General features: G+C 70.0%; 22 protein-coding genes. 5 read left to right on the forward strand and 17 right to left on the reverse strand.

Translation table 11 applies throughout. The features are described from left to right. Positions 1-12 precede the first annotated feature (12 nt). Genes WFI00_RS13165 through WFI00_RS13200 form a run of 8 tightly spaced genes read right to left on the reverse strand, consistent with a single transcriptional unit; the run spans position 13 to position 8,227 of the window. On the reverse strand, positions 13-789 hold the full coding sequence (locus tag WFI00_RS13165) for a 2-keto-4-pentenoate hydratase (RefSeq protein ID WP_336632718.1): 777 nt from the start codon (positions 787-789) through the stop codon (positions 13-15). Next, on the reverse strand, positions 786-1,634 hold the full coding sequence (locus tag WFI00_RS13170) for an alpha/beta fold hydrolase (protein ID WP_336632717.1): 849 nt from the start codon (positions 1,632-1,634) through the stop codon (positions 786-788). The genes WFI00_RS13165 and WFI00_RS13170 overlap by 4 nt, the downstream gene beginning before the upstream one ends. Further along, positions 1,631-2,458, reverse strand: coding sequence for an ABC transporter ATP-binding protein (locus WFI00_RS13175; RefSeq protein ID WP_336632716.1), 828 nt, complete (start codon positions 2,456-2,458; stop codon positions 1,631-1,633). Before WFI00_RS13175 ends, WFI00_RS13170 begins: the two co-directional genes overlap by 4 nt. Further along, positions 2,455-3,696, reverse strand: a complete 1,242-nt coding sequence (locus tag WFI00_RS13180) for an ABC transporter substrate-binding protein (RefSeq protein WP_336632715.1) — start codon at positions 3,694-3,696, stop codon at positions 2,455-2,457. The genes WFI00_RS13175 and WFI00_RS13180 overlap by 4 nt, the downstream gene beginning before the upstream one ends. Then, positions 3,693-4,889, reverse strand: coding sequence for a branched-chain amino acid ABC transporter permease (locus WFI00_RS13185; RefSeq protein WP_336632714.1), 1,197 nt, complete (start codon positions 4,887-4,889; stop codon positions 3,693-3,695). Before WFI00_RS13185 ends, WFI00_RS13180 begins: the two co-directional genes overlap by 4 nt. Next, positions 4,882-5,769: a branched-chain amino acid ABC transporter permease gene (locus tag WFI00_RS13190; protein ID WP_336632713.1), complete on the reverse strand. Its 888-nt coding sequence runs from the start codon at positions 5,767-5,769 to the stop codon at positions 4,882-4,884. The genes WFI00_RS13185 and WFI00_RS13190 overlap by 8 nt, the downstream gene beginning before the upstream one ends. Beyond that, positions 5,766-6,563, reverse strand: a complete 798-nt coding sequence (locus tag WFI00_RS13195) for an ABC transporter ATP-binding protein (RefSeq protein WP_336632712.1) — start codon at positions 6,561-6,563, stop codon at positions 5,766-5,768. Before WFI00_RS13195 ends, WFI00_RS13190 begins: the two co-directional genes overlap by 4 nt. Next, positions 6,560-8,227: a bifunctional 3-(3-hydroxy-phenyl)propionate/3-hydroxycinnamic acid hydroxylase gene (locus WFI00_RS13200; protein ID WP_336632711.1), complete on the reverse strand. Its 1,668-nt coding sequence runs from the start codon at positions 8,225-8,227 to the stop codon at positions 6,560-6,562. Before WFI00_RS13200 ends, WFI00_RS13195 begins: the two co-directional genes overlap by 4 nt. Positions 8,228-8,361: 134 nt before the next feature. Between WFI00_RS13200 and WFI00_RS13205 the strand changes: the two genes are divergently transcribed. Then, positions 8,362-9,072, forward strand: a complete 711-nt coding sequence (locus WFI00_RS13205; RefSeq protein ID WP_336632710.1) for an IclR family transcriptional regulator — start codon at positions 8,362-8,364, stop codon at positions 9,070-9,072. 6 nt (positions 9,073-9,078) lie between these two features. On the opposite strand, the gene WFI00_RS13210 is transcribed toward WFI00_RS13205, so the two are convergent. Together WFI00_RS13210 and WFI00_RS13215 are read right to left on the reverse strand one after the other, a co-directional pair. Further along, the gene (locus tag WFI00_RS13210) at positions 9,079-10,827 is read right to left on the reverse strand and encodes an FAD-dependent oxidoreductase (RefSeq protein WP_336632709.1); all 1,749 of its coding nucleotides are present in this window, start codon (positions 10,825-10,827) and stop codon (positions 9,079-9,081) included. Then, positions 10,824-11,678, reverse strand: a complete 855-nt coding sequence (locus tag WFI00_RS13215) for an alpha/beta fold hydrolase (protein WP_336632708.1) — start codon at positions 11,676-11,678, stop codon at positions 10,824-10,826. The genes WFI00_RS13210 and WFI00_RS13215 overlap by 4 nt, the downstream gene beginning before the upstream one ends. A gap of 84 nt (positions 11,679-11,762) precedes the next feature. On the opposite strand from WFI00_RS13215, the gene WFI00_RS13220 reads away from it, so the two are divergent. Next, positions 11,763-12,485 carry an IclR family transcriptional regulator gene (locus tag WFI00_RS13220; RefSeq protein WP_336632707.1) on the forward strand — a complete coding sequence of 241 codons (723 nt, stop codon included), beginning with the start codon at positions 11,763-11,765 and terminating at the stop codon, positions 12,483-12,485. 13 nt (positions 12,486-12,498) lie between these two features. Here the strand turns inward: WFI00_RS13220 and WFI00_RS13225 are convergent, their stop codons facing one another. Genes WFI00_RS13225 through WFI00_RS13240 form a run of 4 tightly spaced genes read right to left on the reverse strand, consistent with a single transcriptional unit; the run spans position 12,499 to position 16,739 of the window. Further along, a complete protein-coding gene (locus WFI00_RS13225) occupies positions 12,499-13,221 on the reverse strand; it encodes an ABC transporter ATP-binding protein (protein ID WP_336632706.1) in 723 nt (240 codons plus the stop codon). Beyond that, positions 13,218-15,059 (reverse strand): branched-chain amino acid ABC transporter ATP-binding protein/permease, encoded by a 1,842-nt coding sequence (locus tag WFI00_RS13230; RefSeq protein ID WP_336632705.1) that lies wholly within the window; start codon positions 15,057-15,059, stop codon positions 13,218-13,220. Before WFI00_RS13230 ends, WFI00_RS13225 begins: the two co-directional genes overlap by 4 nt. Before the next feature lies 1 nt (position 15,060). After that, a complete protein-coding gene (locus WFI00_RS13235; RefSeq protein WP_336632704.1) occupies positions 15,061-15,927 on the reverse strand; it encodes a branched-chain amino acid ABC transporter permease in 867 nt (288 codons plus the stop codon). Positions 15,928-15,932: 5 nt separating this feature from the next. Further along, positions 15,933-16,739: a coniferyl-alcohol dehydrogenase gene (locus tag WFI00_RS13240; protein WP_336632703.1), complete on the reverse strand. Its 807-nt coding sequence runs from the start codon at positions 16,737-16,739 to the stop codon at positions 15,933-15,935. A 287-nt stretch (positions 16,740-17,026) separates the two neighbouring features. Here WFI00_RS13240 and WFI00_RS13245 point away from each other — a divergent pair, with 287 nt between their 5' ends. Beyond that, positions 17,027-18,646, forward strand: a complete 1,620-nt coding sequence (locus WFI00_RS13245) for an FAD-dependent oxidoreductase (RefSeq protein WP_336632702.1) — start codon at positions 17,027-17,029, stop codon at positions 18,644-18,646. A 72-nt stretch (positions 18,647-18,718) separates the two neighbouring features. Here WFI00_RS13245 and WFI00_RS13250 read toward each other — a convergent pair whose 3' ends face one another. Continuing rightward, a complete protein-coding gene (locus WFI00_RS13250) occupies positions 18,719-19,927 on the reverse strand; it encodes an ABC transporter substrate-binding protein (protein ID WP_336632701.1) in 1,209 nt (402 codons plus the stop codon). Between the two features lie 519 nt (positions 19,928-20,446). Between WFI00_RS13250 and WFI00_RS13255 the strand changes: the two genes are divergently transcribed. Next, positions 20,447-20,644, forward strand: a complete 198-nt coding sequence (locus tag WFI00_RS13255; RefSeq protein ID WP_336632700.1) for a hypothetical protein — start codon at positions 20,447-20,449, stop codon at positions 20,642-20,644. Between the two features lie 367 nt (positions 20,645-21,011). Here WFI00_RS13255 and WFI00_RS13260 read toward each other — a convergent pair whose 3' ends face one another. Next, positions 21,012-21,935 (reverse strand): oxidoreductase, encoded by a 924-nt coding sequence (locus tag WFI00_RS13260; RefSeq protein WP_336632699.1) that lies wholly within the window; start codon positions 21,933-21,935, stop codon positions 21,012-21,014. Between the two features lie 25 nt (positions 21,936-21,960). Continuing rightward, complete coding sequence (locus WFI00_RS13265) at positions 21,961-22,797, reverse strand: SDR family oxidoreductase (RefSeq protein ID WP_336632698.1); 837 nt, start codon at positions 22,795-22,797, stop codon at positions 21,961-21,963. An 82-nt stretch (positions 22,798-22,879) separates the two neighbouring features. On the opposite strand from WFI00_RS13265, the gene WFI00_RS13270 reads away from it, so the two are divergent. Beyond that, entirely contained in the window at positions 22,880-23,566 is a 687-nt protein-coding gene (locus WFI00_RS13270; RefSeq protein WP_336632697.1) for a TetR/AcrR family transcriptional regulator, read from the forward strand. Positions 23,567-23,632: the final 66 nt, after the last annotated feature.

Here is a 23,632-nt window from a genome sequence, read left to right on the forward strand (position 1 = left end):
ACGGTTCGATCGTCACCGCGCGAAGCTCGCGGTGACCGTGCCGAGGGGTTCGATGTGCGCCGTGAACGTATCGCCCGGCTGCACCGGGACCATGGGCCCGAGCGCGCCGGAGAGGACGATGTCGCCGGCACGCAGCGGGTCGCCGATCTCGATCGCCGTACGGGCGAGCCACCGCACGGCGTTCAGAGGGTCGCCCAGGCACGCCCGGCCATCGCCGCGGGAGACCTCGTCGAGGCCGCGGAGCATGCGCATCGTGACATCGGCCGGCTCGATCTCGGCGAGCGATCGCGGTGTCGAACCGAGCACGAAGACTCCCGACGAGGCGTTGTCGGCGACGGTGTCGGTGATGCTGATCGCCCAGTCGCGCACGCGGCTGTCGACGATCTCGAGGGCCGGAAGGACCGAGCGGATGCCGGCGCGGAGCGCGGCTCGGTCGTCGGCATCGAGGATGTCGGCGCCGAGGACGAAAGCCACCTCGGCCTCGGCTTTGGGCTGGATGAGTGCGTCCCATCCGATGGTCGCCCCGTCATCGAAGGCCATGTCGTCGAACAGCACGCCGAAGTCGGGGCGGTCGACGCCGATCTGCTGCTGCACGGCGGGCGAGGTCAGCCCGATCTTGCGGCCTACGCGTCGCGCGCCCCGGCCGACCCGCCGGGCGGTGAGCTCCTGCTGCACGCGGTAAGCGAGGTCGATGTCATCGGCGCCGAGCAGGTCGCGGACCGGCTCGCACGCCGTCCGGGTGGCGGCGGCGTGCTCGAGCCTGTCGGCGGCCTCGTCGATGTTGCTCATCGGTCCTCCTCCAGGAAGTCGCTGACGAGGCGGTCGAACCGCTCCTGCTGCTCCCACTGCGGCCAGTGCCCGGCGTCGTCGATGAACGCGAACCGTCCGTCAGGCATCGCGGCGGCCATGTCCATGCCCGCCTTCGCCGGACCGGACGGATCGTTGCTCGTCCAGATCACGAGGGTGGGGGCGGCGATCCGCCCGAGCTCCTCGGGCAGCAGCATGTTGCGGCGTCGGACGTCGACCTCCTGCAGGCAGAGGATGTGCCGCATCGAGTCGGCGAATCCGGGGCGCGAGTACACGGCCCGGCGGACCGCGACCAACTCGTCGGTGACCGAGGCCGGGTCTGCCATGAGCCACTCCAAGCGGGCGCGGATGCGCTCTTCCGACGGATCGTCGGCGGCGGCCTGGCTCAGCGAGCGGATGCGTTGCATCACCTCGGCGGAGGCCATGGTGCCCCCGGGGGTGTTCAGCACCATCCGATGGACGCGGTCGGGGTGCTCCGCGGCGAACCGGGCGGCGACCCAGCCGCCGAGAGACTCGCCGCTGAGGTGCGCGCGGTCGATCCCGAGCTCGTCCAAGAGTGCGAGAAGATGCGCGGTGTAGTCGGAGATCTCGAGGTCGACCGTGGTGGTCTGCGACCATCCGTGGCCGGGGTAGTCGTAGGCGATCACTCGATACCGCGTGCTGAGCGCCGGCAGATTGCGCACGAAAGCCTCGAGATGCCCGCCGGTGCCGTGCATCAGCACCAGCGGCGCTCCGGATCCCGCCTCGAGCACGCGGGTGCGCCATCCTCCCATCTCGATCCACCGGATCGTGAAGGGCACGTCGTTCAGCGTCGTCCACAGGGTCATGCGGTCCTCCTCTCATGCCACGGCTCCAGAGGGGGCCGGGGGCGGCGCCGCTGCTGCGCATCGGCGGCGGTCGGGGCGGCGTCGTGCAGGTACAGTGCGCGGATGCGTTCCATGAGCGCGTCGTCGGAGGTGTGTCCGCTGTGCACGACGCGCCCGAGCTCGAGCACGGTCACGTGCGATGCCGCCTGCAGCGCCATATGCGCGTTCTGCTCGACCAGCAGCACGCTGACGCCCGTGGCGTTGATGTCGGCGATGATCCGCATGATGGTGCCGACCATCCTGGGCGCCAGGCCCAGCGACGGCTCGTCGAGCAGGAGCAAGCGCGGTTCGGCCATGAGCGCCCTGCCGATGGCGAGCATCTGCTGTTCGCCGCCCGAGAGCAGGCCGGCGGGCTGCGTCCGGCGCTCGGCGAGCACGGGGAACAGGGTGTGGACGCGCTCGAGCGCGTCGGTCAGCGGAACGCGGGCGCCCTGTCGGCCCACGAGGAGATTCTCGTGGACCGTCATGCGGGCGAAGATCCTGCGCCCCTCCGGCGCTTGAGCGATCCCGCGGCGGACGATCTCTGCGGCAGGCCGGCCGCGCAGGCTCCGCCCCTCCCACGTCAGGGTGCCGCCGACCGTCGCGGAGTGCGCGGCCGAGGTGCCGCTGACCGCCCGGATGAGCGACGTCTTGCCGGCGCCGTTCGCTCCCAGCAGCGCCACGACGGCGCCGGCCGGGACGCGGAGGTCGACGCCGCGCAACGCAACGACGTTGCCGTATCGCAGGGTCAGGCCGGTGGCGATGAGGCCGTCCGCCGTCGCCTCGGGGTGCTCAGCGGCCATCATCGCGCGACGTGCTTCTTCGCGTCCGCCGACGCGTACGGGCCCACGACCACCTCGAGGCCACCGGGGACCTCGGCGGCGCGAGTGATGTACTCCTCCGCTGTGGCGGCGCGGGCCGGGTCGGAAAGACCGAGCGTCGGCGTGACGCCCGTCTCGACGGTGGTCAGCTCCTCGCGCGCCGCGACGACACCGGCCGGGGTGAGGTCGCCGTTCGCGCAGGCCTGTTCCAGAACGGCATCCAGCGCCTTGGCCTCGGAGTACTCGAGGACGATCTGCAGGCTCGGGTCCTCGTCGGCGTGCGCGGCGACGTAGGCCTCTCGGAACGCGGCAGCGTCGTCGTTCTCGAAGGACGCGACGGGGAAGGCGACGTAGAGATGCTCCTTCAACGCCTCGGCCGAAGGCGTGGACAGCAGGCCGGCCGTCCAGGTCGGCGTGCTCCCCAGCAGTGGGACATCGAGGCCGGCGGCCTGCGCGGCGCCGGCCGCCGAGGCGAGCTGCGGCGGCGAGGTCGACAGAACCACGGCGCTCACGCCCTTGCTGGTCAGGTCGGCTATCGCAGGCGTCAGGTCGCTGATGGCGGGCGTCACCTGGATGGGCGCGATGGTCATGCCGTGGGCATCGGCGAAGAGCTCGGCTCCCTCCCGCACGCCCTCTCCGTAGGCACCCTCGAGGTAGATGTGGCCGATGACGTCACCCTCGGCGATCAGGCCCTTCTCGAGCAGATAGCCCAGTCCGTTCATCGCCTCGACGTCGAACGTGGCGCCCGTGATGAGGATGTGCGGGTCGCCGAGCAGCTCCTGTCCCTGTCCGTGCGTGACGACGAGCATGTCGTCGTCGGCGAGCGACTGCGCCAGCGCCGACGTCGGCGCCGACCCCAGCACGTTCTGGAACGCGAGCACGGTCGACGACATCTCGGCATACAGAGAGACGGTCGTCTGGACGTTGTACGCGTTGTCCTTCACGTCGAGCACGACAGGGAACCGCCCGCAGACTCCGCCGTCGGCGTTGCGCTGCTCCCAGTAGAGCTGTGCGGACTGCGACAGCTCGGTGCCGATCGCGGCGAACGGGCCGCTGAGGTCGACGAGCATGCCCAGATGGATGGTGCCGTCGACGATGCCCGTGCCGGTCTTGACCGAGCCGTCGCCGTCACCGTTGGCCGTGGTGGCCTTCGGACTGCACCCGGCCAGGGCGAGGGTCACGGCCGACGCGGCGGCCAGCAGGGTCAGAGGTGTGCGCTTCACGATCGTGCCTCACTTTCGATGGGAGACTGTGCCGGTCCGTGCGGGGCGGGTGGGGAGTCGTGCCGACGGCCGACGGACCTCAGACGAAGGGCGGTGGCGAAGCGCGGCAGCCCGCGACCGCGCGACCACAGGGTGGCGAACCCGCCCGGGAAGAGCAGCAGAACACCGATCATGACGCCGGCGTAGATGTACCTGCTCAAAGCCGCGGGGCTCAGACCGTCGATGAGGTCGGAGTCGCCTGCGACGCGCTGCAGCAGGAGCGGCAATCCGGTGACGAACGCCGCGCCGACGACGGCGCCCCCGACGCTGCCGAGACCGCCGATGACGATCATGACCAGGTACTGCACCGACACGTCGAGCGCGAAGGAGACCGGTGCGACGCTGCCGATGAACAGCGCATACAGGACGCCGGACAGGCCGGCGTAGGCGGATGAGATCACGAACGCGCGCCCCTTCCACGTGCGCAGGTCGATCCCGGTCACGGCGGCGTGGAGCTCGTCGTCGCGGATCATGCGGAACGCTCGCCCGGGGCGCCCGCGCAGCAGGAGCGCGGCGGAGATGGAGGCGAGGACGAGAAGCGCGACCCCCAGGTACCACAGCCGTTCGGCACGCCCGAACGGCACCCCGAACACGACGAGTTCGCCTGCTGCGGAGAACGGGAACCCGAACAGTGAGAAGGGCGGCGTGCTCCGCCCTTGGAATCCGCCAGAGATCGTTGTGAGGGTGGACAGCAGGTGCTGTCCGACGAACACCAGGGCCAGTGTCGCGATGCCGAGGTTGAGGCCCCCGAGCCGACTGGAGAGCGGACTGACGAGCAGGCCGATCAGTGCGGTGAGCGCGACGGCGGCGACGAGTGCCGCCTCCGGCGGCATGCCCCAGCCGCCCAGCCCGCTGTCCGGATCGGCGGGCGAGGCGAAGAAAGAGTAGGAGAAGGCTCCCACGGCGAGAAAGAAGGCGTGCGCCAGGCTCAGCTGACCCGTCGCGCCGGTGAGGATCGTCAAGCCGATCGCGCCGATCGCCGCGCCGCAGACGGCGAAGCCGAGGCGCAGGGCGAAGGCGTCCAGGTACAGCGGCGCGATGAGCAGAACGGCGGCGGCTGCACAGGCGATCAGCGCGGGCACGAGCCGCCCCGCGATCGGACGGGCGGTGGAGACGGACCGAGCCCGTCGGGTGGGGACGACGCCGTCACGCACGGGCCACCTCTTTGCTCCCGAACAGGCCTGCGGGTCGGATGACGAGCACGACCAGGACGAGGATGTAGGGCACGACCGCGCCGAAGCCACGTCCCAGGAAGGCCAGCTGGTCCTGGTAACCGGTGGCGACGCTCTCGGCGACTCCGACCAGCAGGCCGCCGACGAGGGCGCCGGGCACCGAGCTCAGCCCCCCGATCACGGCGGCGGGGAAGGCCACGAGTGCGACGGTGCTGATCGCCGGGGTGAGTCCGGGGGTCGGCGCGCCGGTCAGGAAGATCGCCGCGACGCCGGCCAAGGCGCCCGCCACGCCCCACGAGAGAGTCGTCACGCGCCCGACGCGGATTCCGCTGATCGCCGCGGCTTCACGGTCTTCGGCGACGGCTCGCATCTGCATGCCCCAGGTGGTGTATCGGAAGGCGAGCAGCAGGGCGACGATGAGCACGGCCGACGTCAGCAGGCCGATGAGGCGGTTGACGGTGATTCCCAGTCCGCCGACCGTGAACGCGGCGCCGCCCCAGGGCTGCTCGAGGGACAGGATGCGCGAGCCCAGCAGGGTCGACACCAGTGTGAACAGGATGATGTCGAGCCCGATCGTCACGATCGTGGTCGTCACGGGGGAGGATGCGCCGCGTCGCCCGACGAGCGTGCGCTCGACGATCATCGCCAGCAGCGCGACGAGCACGACGCCGAACAGCGCCGCCGGCCAGAATCCCCACTGGGGTGCTGTCGACGCGATCGCGAAGGCGCCGACGAGCACGAACGCGCCGTGGGCGAAGTTCAGCACCGCACTGGCGCGGTAGATCATCACGAAGCCCATGGCGACGAGGGCGTACATCGACCCGAGGGACAGTCCGGCGAGCAGAAGTGAGATCAGCTTCATGACACCACCGCCGCGGTGTCGTCGCCCGTCCCGAGGTACGCCTCCGCCACGAGCGGGTCGGCGCGTACCTGATCGGGACGACCCGTACTGATGCGCCGACCGAAGTCGAGCACGGTGACCTGGTCGGAGATCGACATCACGAGGTCCATGTCGTGCTCGATCACCAGCACGGTGACCTCCCACCGGTCACGCACGTCCCGGATCAGGGTGGCCATCTCGGCGGTCTCGGTGGTGTCCAGCCCTGCGGCGGGTTCGTCGAGCAGCAGCAGCCGGGGCTCCATGCAGATCGCCCGGGTGACGTCGGCGATCTTCTTGCGCCCGTACGGAAGTGTCTCCAGCGGACGATCGAGGTCGGGGAGGATGCCCGTGAACGCCGCGATGCTCTCGACGCGCTCTCGGTGTCGGCGTTCTTCGCGACGCGCCGTCGGCCACCCGACCATGGTCGCGATCGCTCCGCTGCGCATGAGCGCGTGTCGGCCGGCGAGGAGGCTCTCGCGTACCGTCTCTCCGCCCCGTGCGGCGACGTTCTGGAACGCACGGCCCACGCCCAGGCGGGCGATCGTGTGCGGTCGCAGCCCGACCAGGGATGTCTCATCGAGGTGCGCCGAGCCGGCGCGCACCGGGTAGATCCCGGAGATCACATTGAAGAGGGTCGACTTCCCGGCGCCGTTGGGGCCGATGACGGCGTGGATCGTGCCGGCGCCGACATCCAGGTGGAGGTCGCCCAGAGCCGTGAGAGCCCCGAAAGCCACGGTCACGCCGGCCAGCCGCAGACTGGCGGCGCCCGCAGTCACCGTTCCTCCCCTGACATCGAGGGCGCCGGTGACGCCACCGCGCGCGCCCCGATCGCCTCCGCGAACGAGGCCACCATGGCGGAGGCGGCGTGGGCGGGCGCGGCGCCTGCGATGATGCGGTCCGGCCGCAGCAGGAGCACCGACTCGGGATGCGCGTCGAACCAGCTCTTGAGCGAGCCGTCCGTGTCGCCGATCACCTCGACGGCGGGGTCGGTGCCCCGAGCGTCGTCCCATCCGAGCTGCACGGCCGGACGCACCGCGAACAGGCGCGCTCCGATCCGGTCGAGGAAGGCGCGGGCGTCGCCGTCGATCAGCCGGGCCGGATCGTTGTTCCACGCCAACAGCGCGAACCACGGGCCGAGCGCATCATCGAGGCGCGCCCCGGCGGCGTCCCTCGTCACGACGGTGGGCTGGATGAACAGCTGACCGACGGGGGAGGTGGGCGTGGCTCCCCGCGACGACAGGGCGCCGGCGCGCATACGCGGCATGGGCTTGAAGCGCATGGTGACGATGTAGGTCTTCATCCGCGGGATGTGCGAGATGGAGCGGAAGAACAGGTCACGGGCGGCGGCGACGACGCGGCTCCGGATCGAGACGATGTTGCCGACCCAGCGCGAGAGCTGGATCATGGCCGCGGCGTGCTCCCGGCGCTCGAGGTCGTACGTATCGAGGATGCGATCGTCCGCGGTCCCCGTCACGGCCATCGCGAGCTTCCACGACACGTTGAAGGCGTCGCGGATGCCGCTGTTGTATCCCTGCCCCTGCCAGACGGGCATGAGGTGGGCGGCATCGCCGGCGAGCAGCACCCGACCCGACCGGAAGGCACCCGCGATGCGGGAATGATGGGTGTACACGCGATGCCGGATGATGTTCACCTCGGCGGCCGCCACATGCGGGGCGAGAAGCGCGCGCACGAACTCGGTGCGCTCGGCGTCCGCGGCGGTCTCGTCGGGCAGCAGCATGAACTCGAAGCGACGGATGCCGTGCGGAATGCTGATCGACACATACGGCCGCCTCGGATCGGCGCACACGTAGGCGCCCGGACGGCCGAGGGGGTCGTCGTCGATGTCGATGACGAGCCAGTCTTCGCTCGAAGACGACCCCGTGAACGAGATGCCCTGGCTCTTACGGGTGACGCTGCGTCCGCCGTCGGCCCCCAGCACGTAACGCGCGGTCACGGTGTGGGGGCCGGTCGCGCCGCTCACGGCGAGCGCGACGTGGTCGGGCGCGGAGGTGAAGCCGGTGACCGTCTCGCCGAATCGCACGTCGACGTGCGGGAAGCGAGCGAGTCCGTCGTAGAGGACACGATCGGCGAGAGGCTGGACGAAGCCGTTGCGCCGTGGCCACCCGAAGGCTGCCGTCGGCGGAGCGAGCCGAGCCAGGTCGCGCTGCTTGCGGTCGACGAAGACCAGGAGCTGGTGGGGGATGGTGTGGGGCAGGACGGCGTCGACGAGTCCCGCGGCCTGGAACGTGCGCAGCGTCTCATCGTCCATGCCCACGCCGCGCGGGTAGTCGATGAGGGCGGTTCCCGCGTCGAGGACGATCGTCCGGATGCCGTACGAGCCGAGCAGGTTCGCGCTCATCAGGCCCGTCGGCCCGGCGCCGACGATCACGACGTCGGCGTCGACGTCGGCGATCGGACGAGGAGAGCTACTGTCGGACACCATCATCCTGTTCGCTATCTGCTACACAATGTTGCTATAACTGCTCACATACTAGGAGCGGATCAGAGAGGGTGTCAACAGCGCCCCGTCGACCGAGGGGGGCGGATCGTGTCCTGCGCAGTAGGCTGACGGGTGTGCAGGAATCGAACACGCTGGGCACTGCCCCCATCCGCGACGGCAATCAGACGCTGGCACGCGGTCTTCGTGCGTTCCTGACGATCGTCGACTCGCCGAACGGGCTCACTGTCCAGCAGGTCGGAGAGATGCTCGGAGTGCATCGGTCGATCGCCTACCGGCTTCTGCAGACGCTCGTGGACTTCGGCCTCGTTGCGAGGGGTCGCGACGGTGTGTACCTGCCCGGCGCCCGGCTCGCCTCCCTGGCCGAAGCGTACTTCCCGACTCTGCGGGGCGTCGCGGCGCCGATCATGCGCGACCTGGCCGACCGGCTGAAGTCCACCGTCGGGCTCTTCGTCGCGCAGGGCGACTCGGCGGTCGCGATCCTCATGGTCGAGCCCACCACCGCCACGCACCACATCGCATTCAAGCCGGGAATGCGCACGTCCATGACCGTCGGCGCGGCCGCGTACGCGATCCGCGCGCAGGACCCGCCGGTCACCGACGAGCCCGAGCATGTCCAGGAGGCGCGTGAGGTCGGTTTCGGACGCAGCTACAGCGAGGTCGAATCGGGTGCGTACGGCGTCGCCGCGGGGATCCCCGTCGACGACGGGACCACGCGCGCGTGCCTCAACCTGATCACCTACAACCAGGATGTCGCCGACGGTGCGGGCCCTCATCTGCGCACCGCCGCCGATGCCGTGGGCGCAGCGCTCGCCGCCCAGGGGTGACGGACTCTACGCGACCCCGGGCTCCGCGCGGCCCGCGGCCACGCGTGCCACGGCGTCTTGCGCCGCGAGGTGGCCGAACGCCATCGCGGGGCCGATCGTCGCACCCGCCCCGGCGTAGCTGTACCCCATGACCGACGACGACGCGTTTCCGGTGGCGTACAGGCCCGGGATCGGCATGCCGTCGGGGCGCAGTGCGCGCGCTCGGCCGTCGGTGACGACCCCTCCGTTGGTGCCGAGGTCGGCGAGGATGAGCTTGAAGGCGTAGTACGGTCCGTTGCCGAGGGGGAGCAGGTTCGGGGTGGCGAGCGTCGTGTCGCTGTAGTACCGGTCGTACTCGCTTCGGCCGCGGCCGAAGTCGGTGTCCTCGCCCGTCGAGGCCATGCTGTTGTATCGCGCGACGGTCGCGTCGAGCCGTTCGGGCGCTACTCCGATGCCGCGCGCGAGATCGGCGATCGAGTCGGCCGTGACGACCGAGCCCGATTCGCGCCAGGATGCGGGCAGGGCGTGGCCGGTCGGCGCCGGGGCGAACGGGATCTTCGGCAACGGGAGGTGGCCGAAGATGATGTACTTCCGCCACGAACGGTCGTCGGTGATGAGCCACGAGGGGATCCGCGGTGCATCGGTGCCCTCCGCCTCGATCATCGCGAGCCCGAACTCCGAATACGGCGTCGCCTCGTTGATGTACCGCGCCCCCGTGCTGTCGACGATGAGCTGGGCGGGCATCATCCGCTCGTTGAGGCTGAACTGCACGCGGCCCGGGCCCCATGAGATGCATGGATACCACCAGGCGCTGTCCATGCGCTCGAGAGCCGCGCCGGCGCTCGCCGCTGCGCGGATGCCGTCGCCGGTGTTCGTCTCGGCGCCCAGACTGTACTCGGGGTGCGCGGAGGGCTGGTGCTCCGCGCGCAGCGCCCGGTCGTGCTCGAATCCGCCGGAGGCGATGATCACTCCGCCGCGCGCGAGGACGCGAACGGTCCGGCCGCCGCGGTCGACGGTCGCACCGACGACGGCGCCGCCGTCGGTGAGCAGATCGGTCATCGGCGCATCCAGCCACAGGTCCACACCGAGGTCGCGGGCGGTGAGGAACAGCCGGGTCATGAGCGCCTGGCCGATCGTCACGACGCGCTCGCCGGTCAGCCGCGCGCGCACCATGCGCCACACCAGTCGGACGAACAGGCGCTTCGCCCGCCACGTCTGGCGCAGCTGATAGAAGTCGCGCAGCTCGTTGGGGGCTATCCACATCCCGTTCGGGACGATTCCGTGCGGGCTCAGCAGCTTCGACTCGTCGGCTCCCAGCTCGCGCCGGTCGATCGGCGGGATGTTGATGACGCTGCCGCGCGCGGATCCGCCGGGTGCCTCGGGGAAGTAGTCGGGGTAGCCCGGCTTCCACACGAACTGCATGTGCGGCCCGAGCCGTTCCAGGAACTCCAGCATGCGCGGCGCGGCGTCGACGTACGCACGGATCCGCTCGTCCGTCACGTCTCCGTGGGTGAGGTGCGTCAGATAGGCGACCGTCTCCTCCGGATCCGGTGCATATCCGCCGCGACGCTGGGCCGGCGCACCGGGCACCCACAGGCCGCCCCCGGAGAGCGCGCTGGACCCGCCGAACCGGTCCGCTTTCTCCACCACGAGAACGCTGCAGCCCGCGGCGGCCGCCGTCACCGCCGCCGTCATGCCGCCGGAGCCGGAACCGACGACCAGGACGTCCACCTCTGCGACGGCCGCATCCGTGCTCTGCGTCTTTTCGGTGGTCATGGTGCCTCCGTGCTCTCGGGGATGGGGTCGGCCGCGTCGAGGAAGTCGAGCATCTGTCGCGCGGTGCGCAGCGGATGCTCGATCTGCGGGCAGTGGCCGGCGTCGGCGGCGACCAGGGCGCGCGCGTGGGGCAGGGCGTCGGCGAGGAGGGCCGACCATCCCGAGGGCTTGAGCTTGTCGTGCTCGCCCTCGATGACCAGCGTGGGCGCGGTCAGCCGGGTGTAGTCGGCGTCACCGCCGCCTCCCGAGGCGTGGCCGGGAGGGCGGAAGCGGGCTGAGGCGACGGCCTCCCAGGCGCCCGGCTGCGTGCTCGACTCCCATCGGCGTCGCACATAGCCGGCGTCGGCCGCGTACGAGGGATCGTGGAAGAGAGCGTGGACGATGCGGCCCATCGCCTCGATGGTCCCGTCGTACTCGTAGAGGGCCGCCGCGTGCTCGTTGTCGAGGATCTCGCCTCCGCCGCAGATGATCACCTGGCGCCGCACATCGAGCGTCGGGTCGTCGGACGCGCCGTCGACGAGAAGCATGACACCGCCCATGGAGTTGCCCGCGAAGTCTGCGCGGCCGATCCCGAGAGTGCGCAGCAGGGCCGCCACGTGACGCGTGCGATACCCGCGGCCGTCCGCGAAGTCGACGGTCTTCGCGGACCCCCCGAAGCCGAGCACATCGGGGGCGATGACGCGTCGGTTCACGGCGAGGTGGGGAATGATGCGCTCCCACGAGAATTCCGCGGCGGCTCCGAACTCCCCGCCGTGCAAGAGGACGAGCGGTGCGCCGCGCCCGGCCTCGAGGAAGCTGGTCCGGAGGCCATCGATGTGCAGCGTGCGCCGGTGAATGAGAGGGTGCGGCATTGAGCGACCAATCGTGCGTTATATGAACTACTGTGTTCGATAACTGCTTCTCAGCAGATTATGAACGTCGGAGGGGATGTCAACATGGCCGACCGGGCTCCGGACGCGGCGAAGCCGTCCTCCGGCAGTCGCACGTTCGCACGGGGTTTGCGGGCGTTCCTCGCCGTCGTGGAGTCGCACGAGGGGACCAGCGTGCAGGAGATCGCGGATCTGCTCGGTGTCCATCGATCGATCGCATACCGGCTGCTGCAGACGCTGATGGACGTCGGCCTCGTGACTCGCGGGTCCGGTGGCGCCTACCTGCCCGGCCCGCGATTGGCCACCCTGTCGCAGGCGTACCTGCCCATCCTGCGCGACGCCGCGGCGCCGATCATGCAGGAGCTGGCCGACCGGGTCGCCTCGACGATCCTGCTCTTCGTGGAACAGAGCGACCACGCCGTCGCCGTGTCGATGGCCGAACCGCGCACCGCCACCCACCACATCGCGTTCCGTCCCGGTATGCGCACCCCGCTCGATCGTGGAGCCGCCGCCTCGGCGCTTCTCGCTGCACGTCCGCCTCACGAGGGAGAGGACTCTGCGGTCGCGGCCATCCGCGCACGGGGATACGCCCGCAGCCACGGTGCCGTGCTTGACGGGGTGTACGGCGTGGCCGCCTGGATCCCGCTGAGTGAATCGGGGCTCGTGGCGTGCCTGAATCTCATCACCTACATCGAGCCGATCGCCGATGCGGCGGGCCCGTTGATGCGCGAGGCGGCCGATCGCATTCATGCGAGCATGCCCCGCGTTCGGGCCCGCACCGCACGGTGAGCGCCGCCCGACCTCACGTGGTGCCCGCCCCGAGATAGCTCTCCCGCAGCACGTCCCACGAGGTGAGCTCGGCGACCGTGGTGTCGATCGTGATGCGACCGCCGTCGAGCACGGCGACCCGGTCGGCGACGGCGAGCGAGTGGTCGATCAGCTGCTCGACGAGCAGCACGGCGATGCCCTCGCGCGTGAGTTCGGCGACCTCGCCGAACACCTCTTCGACGATGGCGGGGGCGAGACCCGCCGACGGCTCGTCGAGCATGAGGACGCTCGGCTCCGGCATGAGCGCCTGCGCGATGGCGAGCATCTGCTGCTGTCCACCGCTGAGCGAGCCCGCCGGCTGGCGGCGCTTCTCCTTCAGGATGGGGAAGCGTTCGTAGGCGCGGTCGATGCCTGCGTCGATCGCCCCGCGCCGGCGGCGCACGACGTATCCGCCGAGCCGGAGGTTCTCCTCGACGGTCCGCGTGCGGAACACCCTCTTGCCCTCTTGGACCATGCCCAGACCGGCGCGGATCCGCTTCGGTGCCGGGCCGACCTGCGTGACCCCCTGCAAGGAGACGGTCCCGCCCAGAGGCGAGATCAGGCCGGCGATGGTGGACAGGGTGGTGGTCTTGCCGGCGCCGTTGCGGCCCAGCAGCACGGTGAGCTCGCCTGCGCGGCAGGTCAGGTCGAGTCCGCGGACGATCTTCAGCTGTCCGTATCCGGCGACGAGCTTCTCGACGACGAGTGCGTCGCTCATGACCTCGCCTCCTTCTGGCGTTCGAGCTGCTCGCGTGCGGCCTTTCCGAGGTAGCTCTCGACGACGACGGGGTCTTCGCGCACGGTCTCGGGAGGCCCGTCGGCGATCACCGTCCCCAGGTGCAGCACGGTGATGCGGTCGGCGATGCGGGTGACCATCTCGAAGTTGTGCTCGACGATCACGATCGTCGCGCCGGCGTCGCGCAGGCGGCGGATGACGGTCGCGAGCGCTTCGACCTCGGACTCGTCCAGGCCCGAGGCGGGCTCGTCCAGCAGGAGGACGGCGGGCTCGGCCGCCAGTGCGCGAGCGACTTCCAGGATGCGGCGGGTGCCCAGCGGGAGAGCGTCGGCGGGGCGGTCGGCGATGGCGACGATACCCATCACCGCGAGGAGCCGCAGCGCCTCCTCGCGGTCGCGGCGTCGGGCGCGGCGGGCGCGGGGGAGGGCGAGCATGCTCGCGACGACGCCGGTGCGGTCGTGACGGTACCGGGCGCTGGCGACCACCTCCGCTGCCGACAGTTCACGCGGGATCTGCGGCGTCTGGAAGGTGCGCGCGACGCCTGCGGCGGCGATCCGGTGCGCCGCGCGTCCGGTGGTGTCCTCGTCGCCGATGCGCACCGTTCCCTCATCGGGTCGCAGGAAGCCGCTCACGACGTTGAGGAGAGTTGTCTTGCCCGACCCGTTGGGCCCGATCAGTGCAGTGATCTCGCCGGGCGCGGCGCGCAGGTCCACGCCGCTCAATGCCGTGTTCCCGCCGAATCGCTTGACGACGCCGGTCACCGCGAGGTGCTGCCCGGCGAGCTCGGGGAGCCCGCGGACCTCGTCGAGCGCGGCACGCACGTCGGGGAGCAGCTCGTCGCGGACGACGTACCGTCGCACGGCCTTGGTGAGCAGTCCTGCCACGCCCCCGGTGAAGAAGAGGCCGCCGACGACCAGAAGTGTGCCGAAGAGGACGAGCGACCACTGCTGCACACCGGTCGCGCGCAGCGGTCCAATCGTCAGCAGGGTCGCTCCGAAGACCGCGCCGTAGATGCTCGTGGACCCGCCGATGATCGAGGCGGCGAGAATGGCCACCGCCATGCTGAAACCGAAGGAGACATCGGACACGAAGCCGTCCTGGTAGGCGAACAGGCACCCCGCGGCGCCGGCGGGAAGTGCGCTGATGACGTACGCCGTCAGCTTGAGGCGGGTGATGGAGTAGCCGAGGCTGCGCGCGAGGACGGGGCTGTCGCGCATGACGCGCAGCGCGGTTCCGTTGCGCACGACGATGTAGTTGCGCAGCAGCACGAAGAACAGCATCGCGACGGCGATCACGAACACGAAGTAGGTGTCGGTGTCGAGCGTCATCCCGAACAGCGAGGGCAGGGGGATGCCGGACATCCCCGCCGCGCCGCCGGTGACGCCGCTGAGCAGACCCACGATGTCGGGGATCAGCAGCACGAAGAAGAACGTCACCATGCCGAGCGACCATGATCCCAACCGCAGGCCGGGGCCGCCCGTGACGATGCCGACAGCGGCGGCGGCGATGATCGCGATGAGGAGGGTCACCGGGAGGTCGAGGCCGTGCACGGCGAAGTATCCGGCGAAGTAGGCGCCCACCGCATAGATGGCGGACTGCCCGAGGGCGAGTTCGCCGGCATAGCCGAGGGCGATGTTGAGTCCCACGACGAGCATCGACAGCAGGGCGATGGAGATGACCAGACGCAGCGTGCCGCGCGGCGCGCCGAGGGCGGGCAGTGTCATGACGGCGAACCCGAGGGCGAGCGGGATGGCCCACCACGGTGCCCGGTGATAGGTGCGCGCGGAGAGGCGGAGGCCGCGAACGGGCTTGTCTGTCATGTCACACCGTCCTCACGGCTCGGCGGCCGAAGAATCCCTGCGGGATGGCGAGCAGCGCGACCAGCAGCAGGATGAAGACCGTGATGTTCTGCCACTCGCTGCCGATGTACCGGGCGGCGAACGCTTCGAGAAGTCCCACGGCGAAGCCGCCGACGAGCGCCCCGGCGTAGCTGCCGAAGCCGCCGATCGCGAGAGCGACGAACGCCTTGACGGCGAGCAGGTCGCCGAGGTTGTAGATCGCGAAGGTCTTCGCACCGACCAGCGGACCGACGGCAGCCAGCAGCGCTCCGGCGACGACGAAGGCGCCGAGCGCGAGCCAGCCGCCGTTGATGCCGCGCAGCTTGGCGGCATCGGCATCCTCGGACGTCGCCAAGCCCGCGAGGCCGATCATGGTCTTGCGCGTCACGATGCCGACGACGACCGCCAGGATGAGCGCACTGAAGATCATGAGCAGTTCGACCGGTAGCACGCGGCCGCCGAAGATGCTGAGCGAGGCGTCGCCGCTGAAATAGGGGAGGCGTTGCGGGCTGGACCCCCAGATCAGCAGCGCCGCGCCGGAGAGGATGGTGGCCACGCCGAGAGTGGTCACGAGCTCGTTGTGCGCACCGCGGCCGCGCAGCCGGCGGATGGCGAGGATCTCCTCGAGACCTCCGATCAGCCCGCCGGCGAGCGCGGCGACGAGGACCGCGAGGGGGAGCGGCAGGTCGAACGTGCGTCCCACCTCGAGGGCGATGAAGGTCCCGATCATCACGAACTGCGCCTGTGCGAAGTTGAAGACCCTCGACGCGATGAACACGATGTTGTAGCCGATCGCGACGATCGCGTAGATGGCGCCGATCGAGAGGCCGGCCCAGATTGTCGTCATCATGGCGGTCAGCGCCTCGCGGAGAAGGCGTCGAGTGTTCCGGCTTCGGATCCGGCGGTCACTCCGCCATCGACCCAGAGCGTCTGGCCGGTGAGGAACGAGGAGTCCGAACCGGCGAGGAAGATGAGGACCGCGGCCTGTTCCGCCGCGGTGGCCACGCGTCCGAGAGGCCGAGGAATGGCATCCAGGTACTCCTGGCCGAGGGACGCGATCGAATCGCGCAGGATGGGCGTCTCGGTCACGCCGGGGGCGGTGGCGTTGATGCGGATGCCGCGGGAGGCCAGGTCCACACAGCGCTGCGCGACGTACCAGACGATGGCCTCCTTCGAGAGGCCGTAGCCGTTGCCGAGATCGTCGATGTGAGCCCGGCACCACGCGAGCACGCCGTCGCGCGTGGGCTGGGCGAGCAGGTCGAGCACGGCGTCGCGGTGACCGCGGTAGCCGGCCGCCGCCAGAGACGACGTGCAGCACACGGCGCCGCCCGTCGGGATGCGGTCCACGAGCAGCTCGGTCAGCTCACGCGTTCCGGCGAAGTTCACGGAGACCACCGCGAGCGGGTCCCCGATACCCGACGACACCCCGGCCACGTTGAACAGTGCGTCGATGTGCGACGGCAGTGCCGATGCGGCGTCGGCGACCGAGGGTGAATCGGCGAGATCGAGGGCGACCCACGGCACGTCGAGCGCCGGCCGGCGCAGGTCGGCACCGACGACATCCGCCCCGGCGACCTGCAGTCGACGCGCCACCTCCTCGCCGATGCCCGAACTGCACCCGGTGACGACGACGGTCCTGCCGGCCCATTCGCTGTCGCTCATCTGCTGAACTCCTCTCGACGCCGTCGTCGATTGTCGCATTTATTGCATCCCCGTGATCGATAATTACACAAGTCTCGCTCAAGGGGAATACCCGGATTGCCGCTCCGTCCGTTGTCTCGCGATGCGCACCGCCGTCGTCGTCCCGTGTATACGCCGCCCCGCGCCGCGGGACGCGCTGCATCATTGACCTGAGCGATGATCCTTTCTAGTGTCGTATTTAGCGCACATTGCAGTGCGAAATATGCACACGCGTCGTCGTGTGCTCTCTCGAACCGAGGATGAGCGATATGGCGGACGACTCCCTTTCTTCCGAGTGCGATGTCCTGGTGATCGGCAGCGGTGCCGCGGGTATGACGGCGGCACTGACCGCCGCGCGCAACGGTGCTCGCGTGATCCTCGCCGAGCGAGCGCCCACGGTCGGCGGCACGAGCGCGGTCTCGGGTGGGATCGCGTGGATCCCCGCGCATGACAAGGTGGTCGACGATCCGCTCCCGGTCGAGGACGCCCTCGTCTACCTCGACTCGCTGTCGAACGGGACGATGGACGCCGACCTCATCCGCACGTTCGTGGTGAGCGGTCAGACGATGATCGACTTCCTCGAGGCGGCGAGCGACTGGCGCGCGGAACCCGCAGCGGGCTTCCCGGACTACAAGCCCGAGCACCCGGGCGGAAGGGCTGCGGGAGGGAGGTCGCTGAGCCCGCTGCCCTACGACACCCGCGCGCTCGGCGAATGGGCCGAACGCCTCACGACGTTCCCGAAGGACTTCAGCAACGTCGGCTTCGATGCCGAGACGCGAGCGCGGCTGAGTGCCGCGGCGCTCGACGTCGAGAACACGGTCGTGGCAGGCCAGGCGCTCATCGCGCGTCTCCTCGCCGGCGTCCTCGACGCCGGCGTCGACATCCGCACCGGATGGCGTGGTCGCACCCTGCTCCAGGACGGTGGGCGTGTCGTCGGAGCGCGTTTCGACGTCGGCGCCGGACAGCGCGAGATTCGCGCGGCGGCGGGGGTCGTTCTCGCCTCGGGTGGATTCGAGTGGGACGCCGAGCTGGTCACCGCTTTCCTTCGCGGGCCGATGCGCGGGCCCGTCTCGCCGCCGTACAACACCGGCGATGCGCTGCGGATGGCGCAGGGCGTCGGCGCGGCGCTCGGGACGATGCAGGAGGCCTGGTGGGTGCCGGTGATCAAGATCCCCGGCGACGTCCATGACGGGTGGCCGCGGAGCCGGAGCGTCAGGCTCGAGCGAACCCGGCCGCGCTCGATCATCGTCAATGCCGACGGGGAGCGGTTCGTCAACGAGGCCGCCGACTACAACTCGATGGTCGCCGCCTTCCAGTACCTCGATGTGCGCACGTTCACGTACCGCAACAATCCGGGCTGGATCGTCTTCGATCAGAAGCACCTCGACAGCTACGGATTCCTCGGCGTCGAGGCGGGCGGCGAGCCCCTCGAGTGGTTCCACGGATCCGCGACGCTCGCCGAGCTCGCTGCGACGTGCGGCATCGATGCCGCGGGGCTCGCCGCGACCGTCGAGCGCTGGAACGCCCACGTCGCCGGGCTCGAAGACCCCGATTTCGGCCGAGGCTCGGGCGCATACGACGGCTATTGGGGTGATCAGACGGCCGACACCGTCGCCGGCCGCACTCTCGGGCCCATCGACACGGCTCCGTTCTACGCGGTTCCGATCGAAGCCGGTGCGATGGGGACGAAGGGCGGACCCCGCACCGACGCGGATGCCAGGGTGATCCACACCGACGGGCACGTGATCGACGGACTCTATGCGGCCGGCAACGCGATGGCCAGCGTCATGGGCATGGCCTACGGCGGGGCCGGGGGCACCCTGGGGCCCGGGATGGTGTTCGGGTTCCGAGCCGGGCACCACGCGGCCACGGGCCGATCCGTGTCGTGATGCCGATCGCCGCATCCGTGCGCGCGAAGAAGAGGCGGAGCGCGTGACGCGCTCCGCCTCTTCTTCTGTCGATCAGTTCGACGAGATGAGACCGTCCACGAACGGTCCCGGGGTCACGAACGTCATCGCGTCGCGAGGCTCGATCACGAGCTGGTGCATCTCGGGCGTGTACCGGTAATACGGCATGAAGGTGTACGACGAGTCGCTGGTCGCCTGGATGTCCATGCTCTCGTACGCGGCCTTCACCGCGGCGGCGTCGCCACCGCCCTCTTCGACGGCGGCTTTGGCGACCCAGAGGATGTCCCACATCACCGTGTACTGCGAGATGGGCTGGTCGAGCGCCGCGCCGGCGTCGTGGAGCGCGTTCATCATGGAGTCGAAACCGACCGACCGCTTCGTGTCGGGCGCCATCACGGAGAACGTCATGACCTCCACGTTGTTCCAGTCGGCCGTGCCGCTCACCGCTGCCAGGTCGGTGGTTCCGAGGTCGCTGTGGCCGAGCGTCGGGATGTCCCACCCGAGTTTCGTCCGGCTCTGCAACTCGTAGCCGGCGACGCTGCCCAAGCCCGACAGGATCAGCACATCGGGGTTCTGTGCCTGCAGTCGCTGCAGCTGGGCGGTCATGTCGATGTCGGTCGGGGCGAACGACTCGTCGACGAACTCGATGCCCTCCTCGCCGAACAGGGTGCGATACGTGTCGGCGATCGCTTCCCCGTTCGCGTCGTTGGTGTGCAGCAGGGCGACCTTCTTGTAGCCCTTCTCCTGGACTCTCTCGACCATCGCCCGGTTCTGCGTGCTGTTGGGGACGACGAGGCCGAAGTGGTACGGGAACTTCGAGGGATCGTTGATCGCGGCCTGCTGGCCGGACGAGAAGATCTCCTCACAGGTCAACAGGGGGAGAAGCGCGAGCCCGACGTTGCTGGTGTTGCCGGCGATGACGAAGTCGATCTCACCCTCGTCGAGCTTCTCCTGCAGCAGGGTCGTGGCCTTGGTGGGGTCGGCGCCGTCGTCACCGACGATCAACGTGACCTCGCGGCCCTCGATGCCGCCTGCTGCGTTGATCGCGTCGACGGCGGCTTCGAGGCCCTGCCTGTTGGCGGTGGCGATGCCCGCGAGTGGTCCCGACATCGCCAGGCTCGCATAGACGGTGAAGGTGCCGTCGAAGCCGGTCGCTGACGCTCCGGGTGCCGCGTCGTCGGTCGTTCCCGAGCATCCGCTCAACAGCAGTGCGCCCGTGACGGCGCTCGCGAGGGCGATTCCCCGGATTCTTCGTGCAACCACGGTAACTCCTTTGTTCGGTGGTCCGTTCGGTGGGCGACAGGCCTCGGTGCGGGTGGCCTCTCGTCCTCACGGTAAGAGTCCGCCGAGTTCAGCGTCAAGGAATTCGTGCAAATAATGCCCGAATGAGTGCAAACTGTGATCTACGAATTGAGTCGGGGGAGACTCATCGCGGGCTCGTGAGCTGCGTGGACGCGGCGGTCAGCGCACGCCCGTCGCGGTCGATCCCACGCTCGTGGTCACGGTGAGCCCGACCGCGGTGGTGGGGCGTCCGGCTCGCCAGGACGCTGCCGCAGCTCGAGCAGAACCGCGCGCCCGCGGGGGTCGTCGGCGCCGCACTCGGCGCACGCGGTGAGGACGGCGAGCGGTGGGCCGCAGTCGCTGCAGAACCTCCCTCCTGCCGCTTGCGCGCCGCAGACGCGCACGGACGCATAGAGAAGCTCGCTGTCGCGTGCGGGCGGCGGCGATCGGGCCGCGTGCGAGTGCTGGTGCCGCCCGGACTCGATGTGGTCGAATGGCGGCATGTTCGTCAGAGGGAACCACGACGGTCGCTGGAATCTGTTGCTCTGCGTGAACTACCGACGCGATGGGAACGGCGTGTTCCACCTCGTCTTCCCCCAGGTCGCCGGGGGAAATCTGAAGGTCGGCCCGGACCACCCGCAGTATCGACAGGTCGCCGACTACCTCCTGGGTGCCACGCTGCCCGACGACCCCACGTAGCCCGAACGGCGAGCGCCCCGCTCCGGAGAGCATGAGCGGCAGAAGCGCGCGGTCGCCGATGGCGACGGCGCCCGCTTCGGAGACGGGCGTGGGGTTCGTCAGCAGGCGGCCGCGCAGCTGCTCCGGCAGGGCATCCTGCTCGGGTGCGGGTTTGGGGTCGCGTCTGGTCGCTTCGGGGTTTGGGGCTGCGGGTTTGGGGTCGCGTCTGGTCGCTTCGGGAGGTGCTGCTGCGGGTTTGGGGTCGCGTCTGGTCGCTCCGGGAGGTGCGAGGCGACCAGTGACGACGCCGAACTCGGCCTGAAACGACCATTGGCGACCCCGAACCTGCGGGGGTGACCACTCACGACCCCGAACCTGCGCCGCGCGGTCAGCCGTCGCTGATGGCGGCGAGGAGAGCGGCGACGGTGTCGCTGACAGGGGTGGGGATGCGGTGGGTACGCGCGAGCCGGGTGATGACGCCGTTGCGGGCGTCCCACTCGAGCGGGCGTCCCCGCTCGCGGTCGGTGAGGATCGACGTGCCCATGTCGGCGGGGAAGGACTGGAAGCGGGTGAGGATCGTGTCCGGGATGTCGTCGTCGAGCTGTACGCCCTCGGCACGCGCGACGGTGAGGCATTCGCGGAGGTATGCGCGCGTGAGGTCGGCGATGTCCGGCCGAGTGAACATGCCGGCGCGGAGGCCGGTGAGCGCCATGAGCCCGGCGGCGGCGTTCTGCAGGAGCTTCTGCCAGGCGAGCGTGGTGAAGCCGTCGGCGAGGTCCACTGTGCAGCGAGTGTCTTCGAGGGCGGCGGCGACGCGCTCACCCCCGGGCGTCGTGGGGAGAGTCAGGCGGGGGTCGGCGCGCAGGCGGACGGTCCCATCGCTCTCGGCCTGCGCAGGGAACCACACGACCGCGGGGACGACCTCGGCGGCACGAGGAGCGAGCGGGCGGACGGTCCGGATCTGTTCGACGCCGTTCTGCAGGACGCACACCACGGTGTCGGGGCCGCACAGCGCGTCGAGCCACGGCGCAGCGTCGGTCGTCTGGGTGGCTTTGACCGCGAGGAACACGATGTCCGGCGGCGTCGATACGTCCCGCGGGTCGGTGTGCACCGGTCCGGGAACGATGATGCGTTCGTCGTCGATGCGGAGGGTGAGGCGCTCTCGAGGTGTGCGCCCGCACAGCATCGGTGCCCGGCCGGCGTCGTGGAGCGCGGCGGCGATGACGGTGCCGATGGCTCCCGGACCGACCACGGCAACCGCGGTGTCGAGGACGTGCGGTGGGATCTGTGTCCGTGCAGGCGTCTCGTTCATTCCGTCTCCGTGTGCAGGATGGTGGTCACCGGAACAGGCCGGCGTTGTCCTCGACCCAGGTTCGGAACGTGCGTGGCGTCTTCCCGGTGATGCGCTCGTACTCGTGCGAGATCGCCGGCGTGGCGCCGACGGCCTCCCGCCAATCCTTCACGATCTGCCGCACCCATACCTCGGGGACGTACTGCGAGAGCATCGCGGTCGACTCCGCCTCGGTCTGTTCGATCACCGCCACGGGACGTCCGATCACCGCACCGATCGTGTCCACCTGCTGCCGCAGAGTGAGCCGTTCCGGACCGGTCAGGACCGGCGTCTTCCCGATCAGGGCGTCACCGGTCAGGGCGACCACGGCGACATCGGCGATGTCCTGCTCGTGGACGGGAGCCTGCACCGCGTCGGGATACGGCAGCGGTACCGCGCTGTCGCCCCGCACGCCCCAGCTCCAGCGTGCGGCGTTGCTCGCGAACCCGCCCGGTCGGAGGAACGTGTAGGCGACCCCGGACTCCTCGATGGCCCGTTCGACGCGGAGGAAGCGCGAGCCGTTGAAGTCCTCCGCCGCGCCGGGGGCCGTCACCGAAGACGACGACAGCAGGACGACGTGCCGCACCCCCGCCGCGGCGAACGTCGCGATCAGCGGGGCCGGCTCCTCGAGGTCCGCATACAGGAACACCCGGTCCACGCCGTCTGCGGCGGCGGCGAACGACGCCGGGTCGTTGAGGTCGGCCGCGAACACCCGCACTCCGTCCGGCAGTGCGAGCTTCTCCGGCGTCCGGCTCGACGCGCGCACCTCCACGCCGGCATCGCGCAGCCCCTCGACCACGGCGCCGCCGATCGCACCGCTCGCCCCTACGACAAGAACCGACATGTCATCCTCCTTCAATCACGAACACTGTTCGCGAACAGTATTCGTTACGAACATCGTTCGTGTCAACTGATAGTCTCCTGTCATGTCAGAGCAGGCACGGCCCCCGATCGCGCGGCGCGGGCGCTCGGCGAAACCTCCCCTCAGCTCGCGCTCCATCGTCGACGCGACGCTCGCCCTCGTGCGCGAGCGCGGCGTGGATGCCCTGACGCTTCGACAGGTGGCAGAGCGCGTGGACACCGGACCGGCCTCGCTCTACGCGTACTTCGCCAACCGAGATGTCCTTCTCGAGCATGTCTTGGACGCGGCGTACGCGGAGGTTCGGCTCGTCGACACGCACGACGGTGAGCGCGGATGGAGGGAGGCGCTCGCCGGCACGATCGTGGAGACGATCACGACCTTGGCGCGATATCCGGGGCTCGGATCCGTCGCGCTCGGCACGATCCCGGTGCTGCCCGGTGCGCTCCGGCTCGCGGAGCACGAGCTGGCACTCATGGACGAGGGCGGTGTCCCACCCGGCCGCGCCGCGCTGGGCATAGATCTCATCGCGCAGTTCGCCGCCTCGTCCGCGATCGAGCGCTCCGTGCGACTGCTCGGAGGGCGGGGCGACGGCGAGCGACAGCAGGTCCGATCGGCCTACGAGAACGCGGACCCCGCGCTCTTCCCCCGTATCCGGCGGCAGGCCGCGCTTCTGACCGCCCCCGACGACCGGGCGCGTCGCGACTTCGCGATCCGAGTGCTCATCGACGGAATCGAGCGCACCGCGACCTGACGGTCGGGAGTCGCCGACCTCCCGTCGCCGCCCGCTCGTCGTGGGCGATGATCGCCGGCGACCGTG

Source organism: Microbacterium sp. MMO-56 (genome assembly GCF_037146215.1).
GTDB lineage: Bacteria > Actinomycetota > Actinomycetes > Actinomycetales > Microbacteriaceae > Microbacterium.

Coding starts and splice junctions, on each gene's coding strand:
- WFI00_RS13175 (WP_336632716.1), bottom strand. CDS start 2,458: ATGATGGCCGCTGAGCACCCCGAGGCGACGGCGGACGGCCTCATCGCC.
- WFI00_RS13215 (WP_336632708.1), bottom strand. CDS start 11,678: ATGCCGCACCCTCTCATTCACCGGCGCACGCTGCACATCGATGGCCTC.
- WFI00_RS13210 (WP_336632709.1), bottom strand. CDS start 10,827: ATGACCACCGAAAAGACGCAGAGCACGGATGCGGCCGTCGCAGAGGTG.
- WFI00_RS13265 (WP_336632698.1), bottom strand. CDS start 22,797: ATGTCGGTTCTTGTCGTAGGGGCGAGCGGTGCGATCGGCGGCGCCGTG.
- WFI00_RS13260 (WP_336632699.1), bottom strand. CDS start 21,935: ATGAACGAGACGCCTGCACGGACACAGATCCCACCGCACGTCCTCGAC.
- WFI00_RS13230 (WP_336632705.1), bottom strand. CDS start 15,059: ATGACAGACAAGCCCGTTCGCGGCCTCCGCCTCTCCGCGCGCACCTAT.
- WFI00_RS13255 (WP_336632700.1), top strand. CDS start 20,447: ATGTTCGTCAGAGGGAACCACGACGGTCGCTGGAATCTGTTGCTCTGC.
- WFI00_RS13235 (WP_336632704.1), bottom strand. CDS start 15,927: ATGATGACGACAATCTGGGCCGGCCTCTCGATCGGCGCCATCTACGCG.
- WFI00_RS13165 (WP_336632718.1), bottom strand. CDS start 789: ATGAGCAACATCGACGAGGCCGCCGACAGGCTCGAGCACGCCGCCGCC.
- WFI00_RS13245 (WP_336632702.1), top strand. CDS start 17,027: ATGGCGGACGACTCCCTTTCTTCCGAGTGCGATGTCCTGGTGATCGGC.
- WFI00_RS13270 (WP_336632697.1), top strand. CDS start 22,880: ATGTCAGAGCAGGCACGGCCCCCGATCGCGCGGCGCGGGCGCTCGGCG.
- WFI00_RS13170 (WP_336632717.1), bottom strand. CDS start 1,634: ATGACCCTGTGGACGACGCTGAACGACGTGCCCTTCACGATCCGGTGG.
- WFI00_RS13240 (WP_336632703.1), bottom strand. CDS start 16,739: ATGAGCGACAGCGAATGGGCCGGCAGGACCGTCGTCGTCACCGGGTGC.
- WFI00_RS13220 (WP_336632707.1), top strand. CDS start 11,763: ATGGCCGACCGGGCTCCGGACGCGGCGAAGCCGTCCTCCGGCAGTCGC.
- WFI00_RS13225 (WP_336632706.1), bottom strand. CDS start 13,221: ATGAGCGACGCACTCGTCGTCGAGAAGCTCGTCGCCGGATACGGACAG.
- WFI00_RS13190 (WP_336632713.1), bottom strand. CDS start 5,769: ATGAAGCTGATCTCACTTCTGCTCGCCGGACTGTCCCTCGGGTCGATG.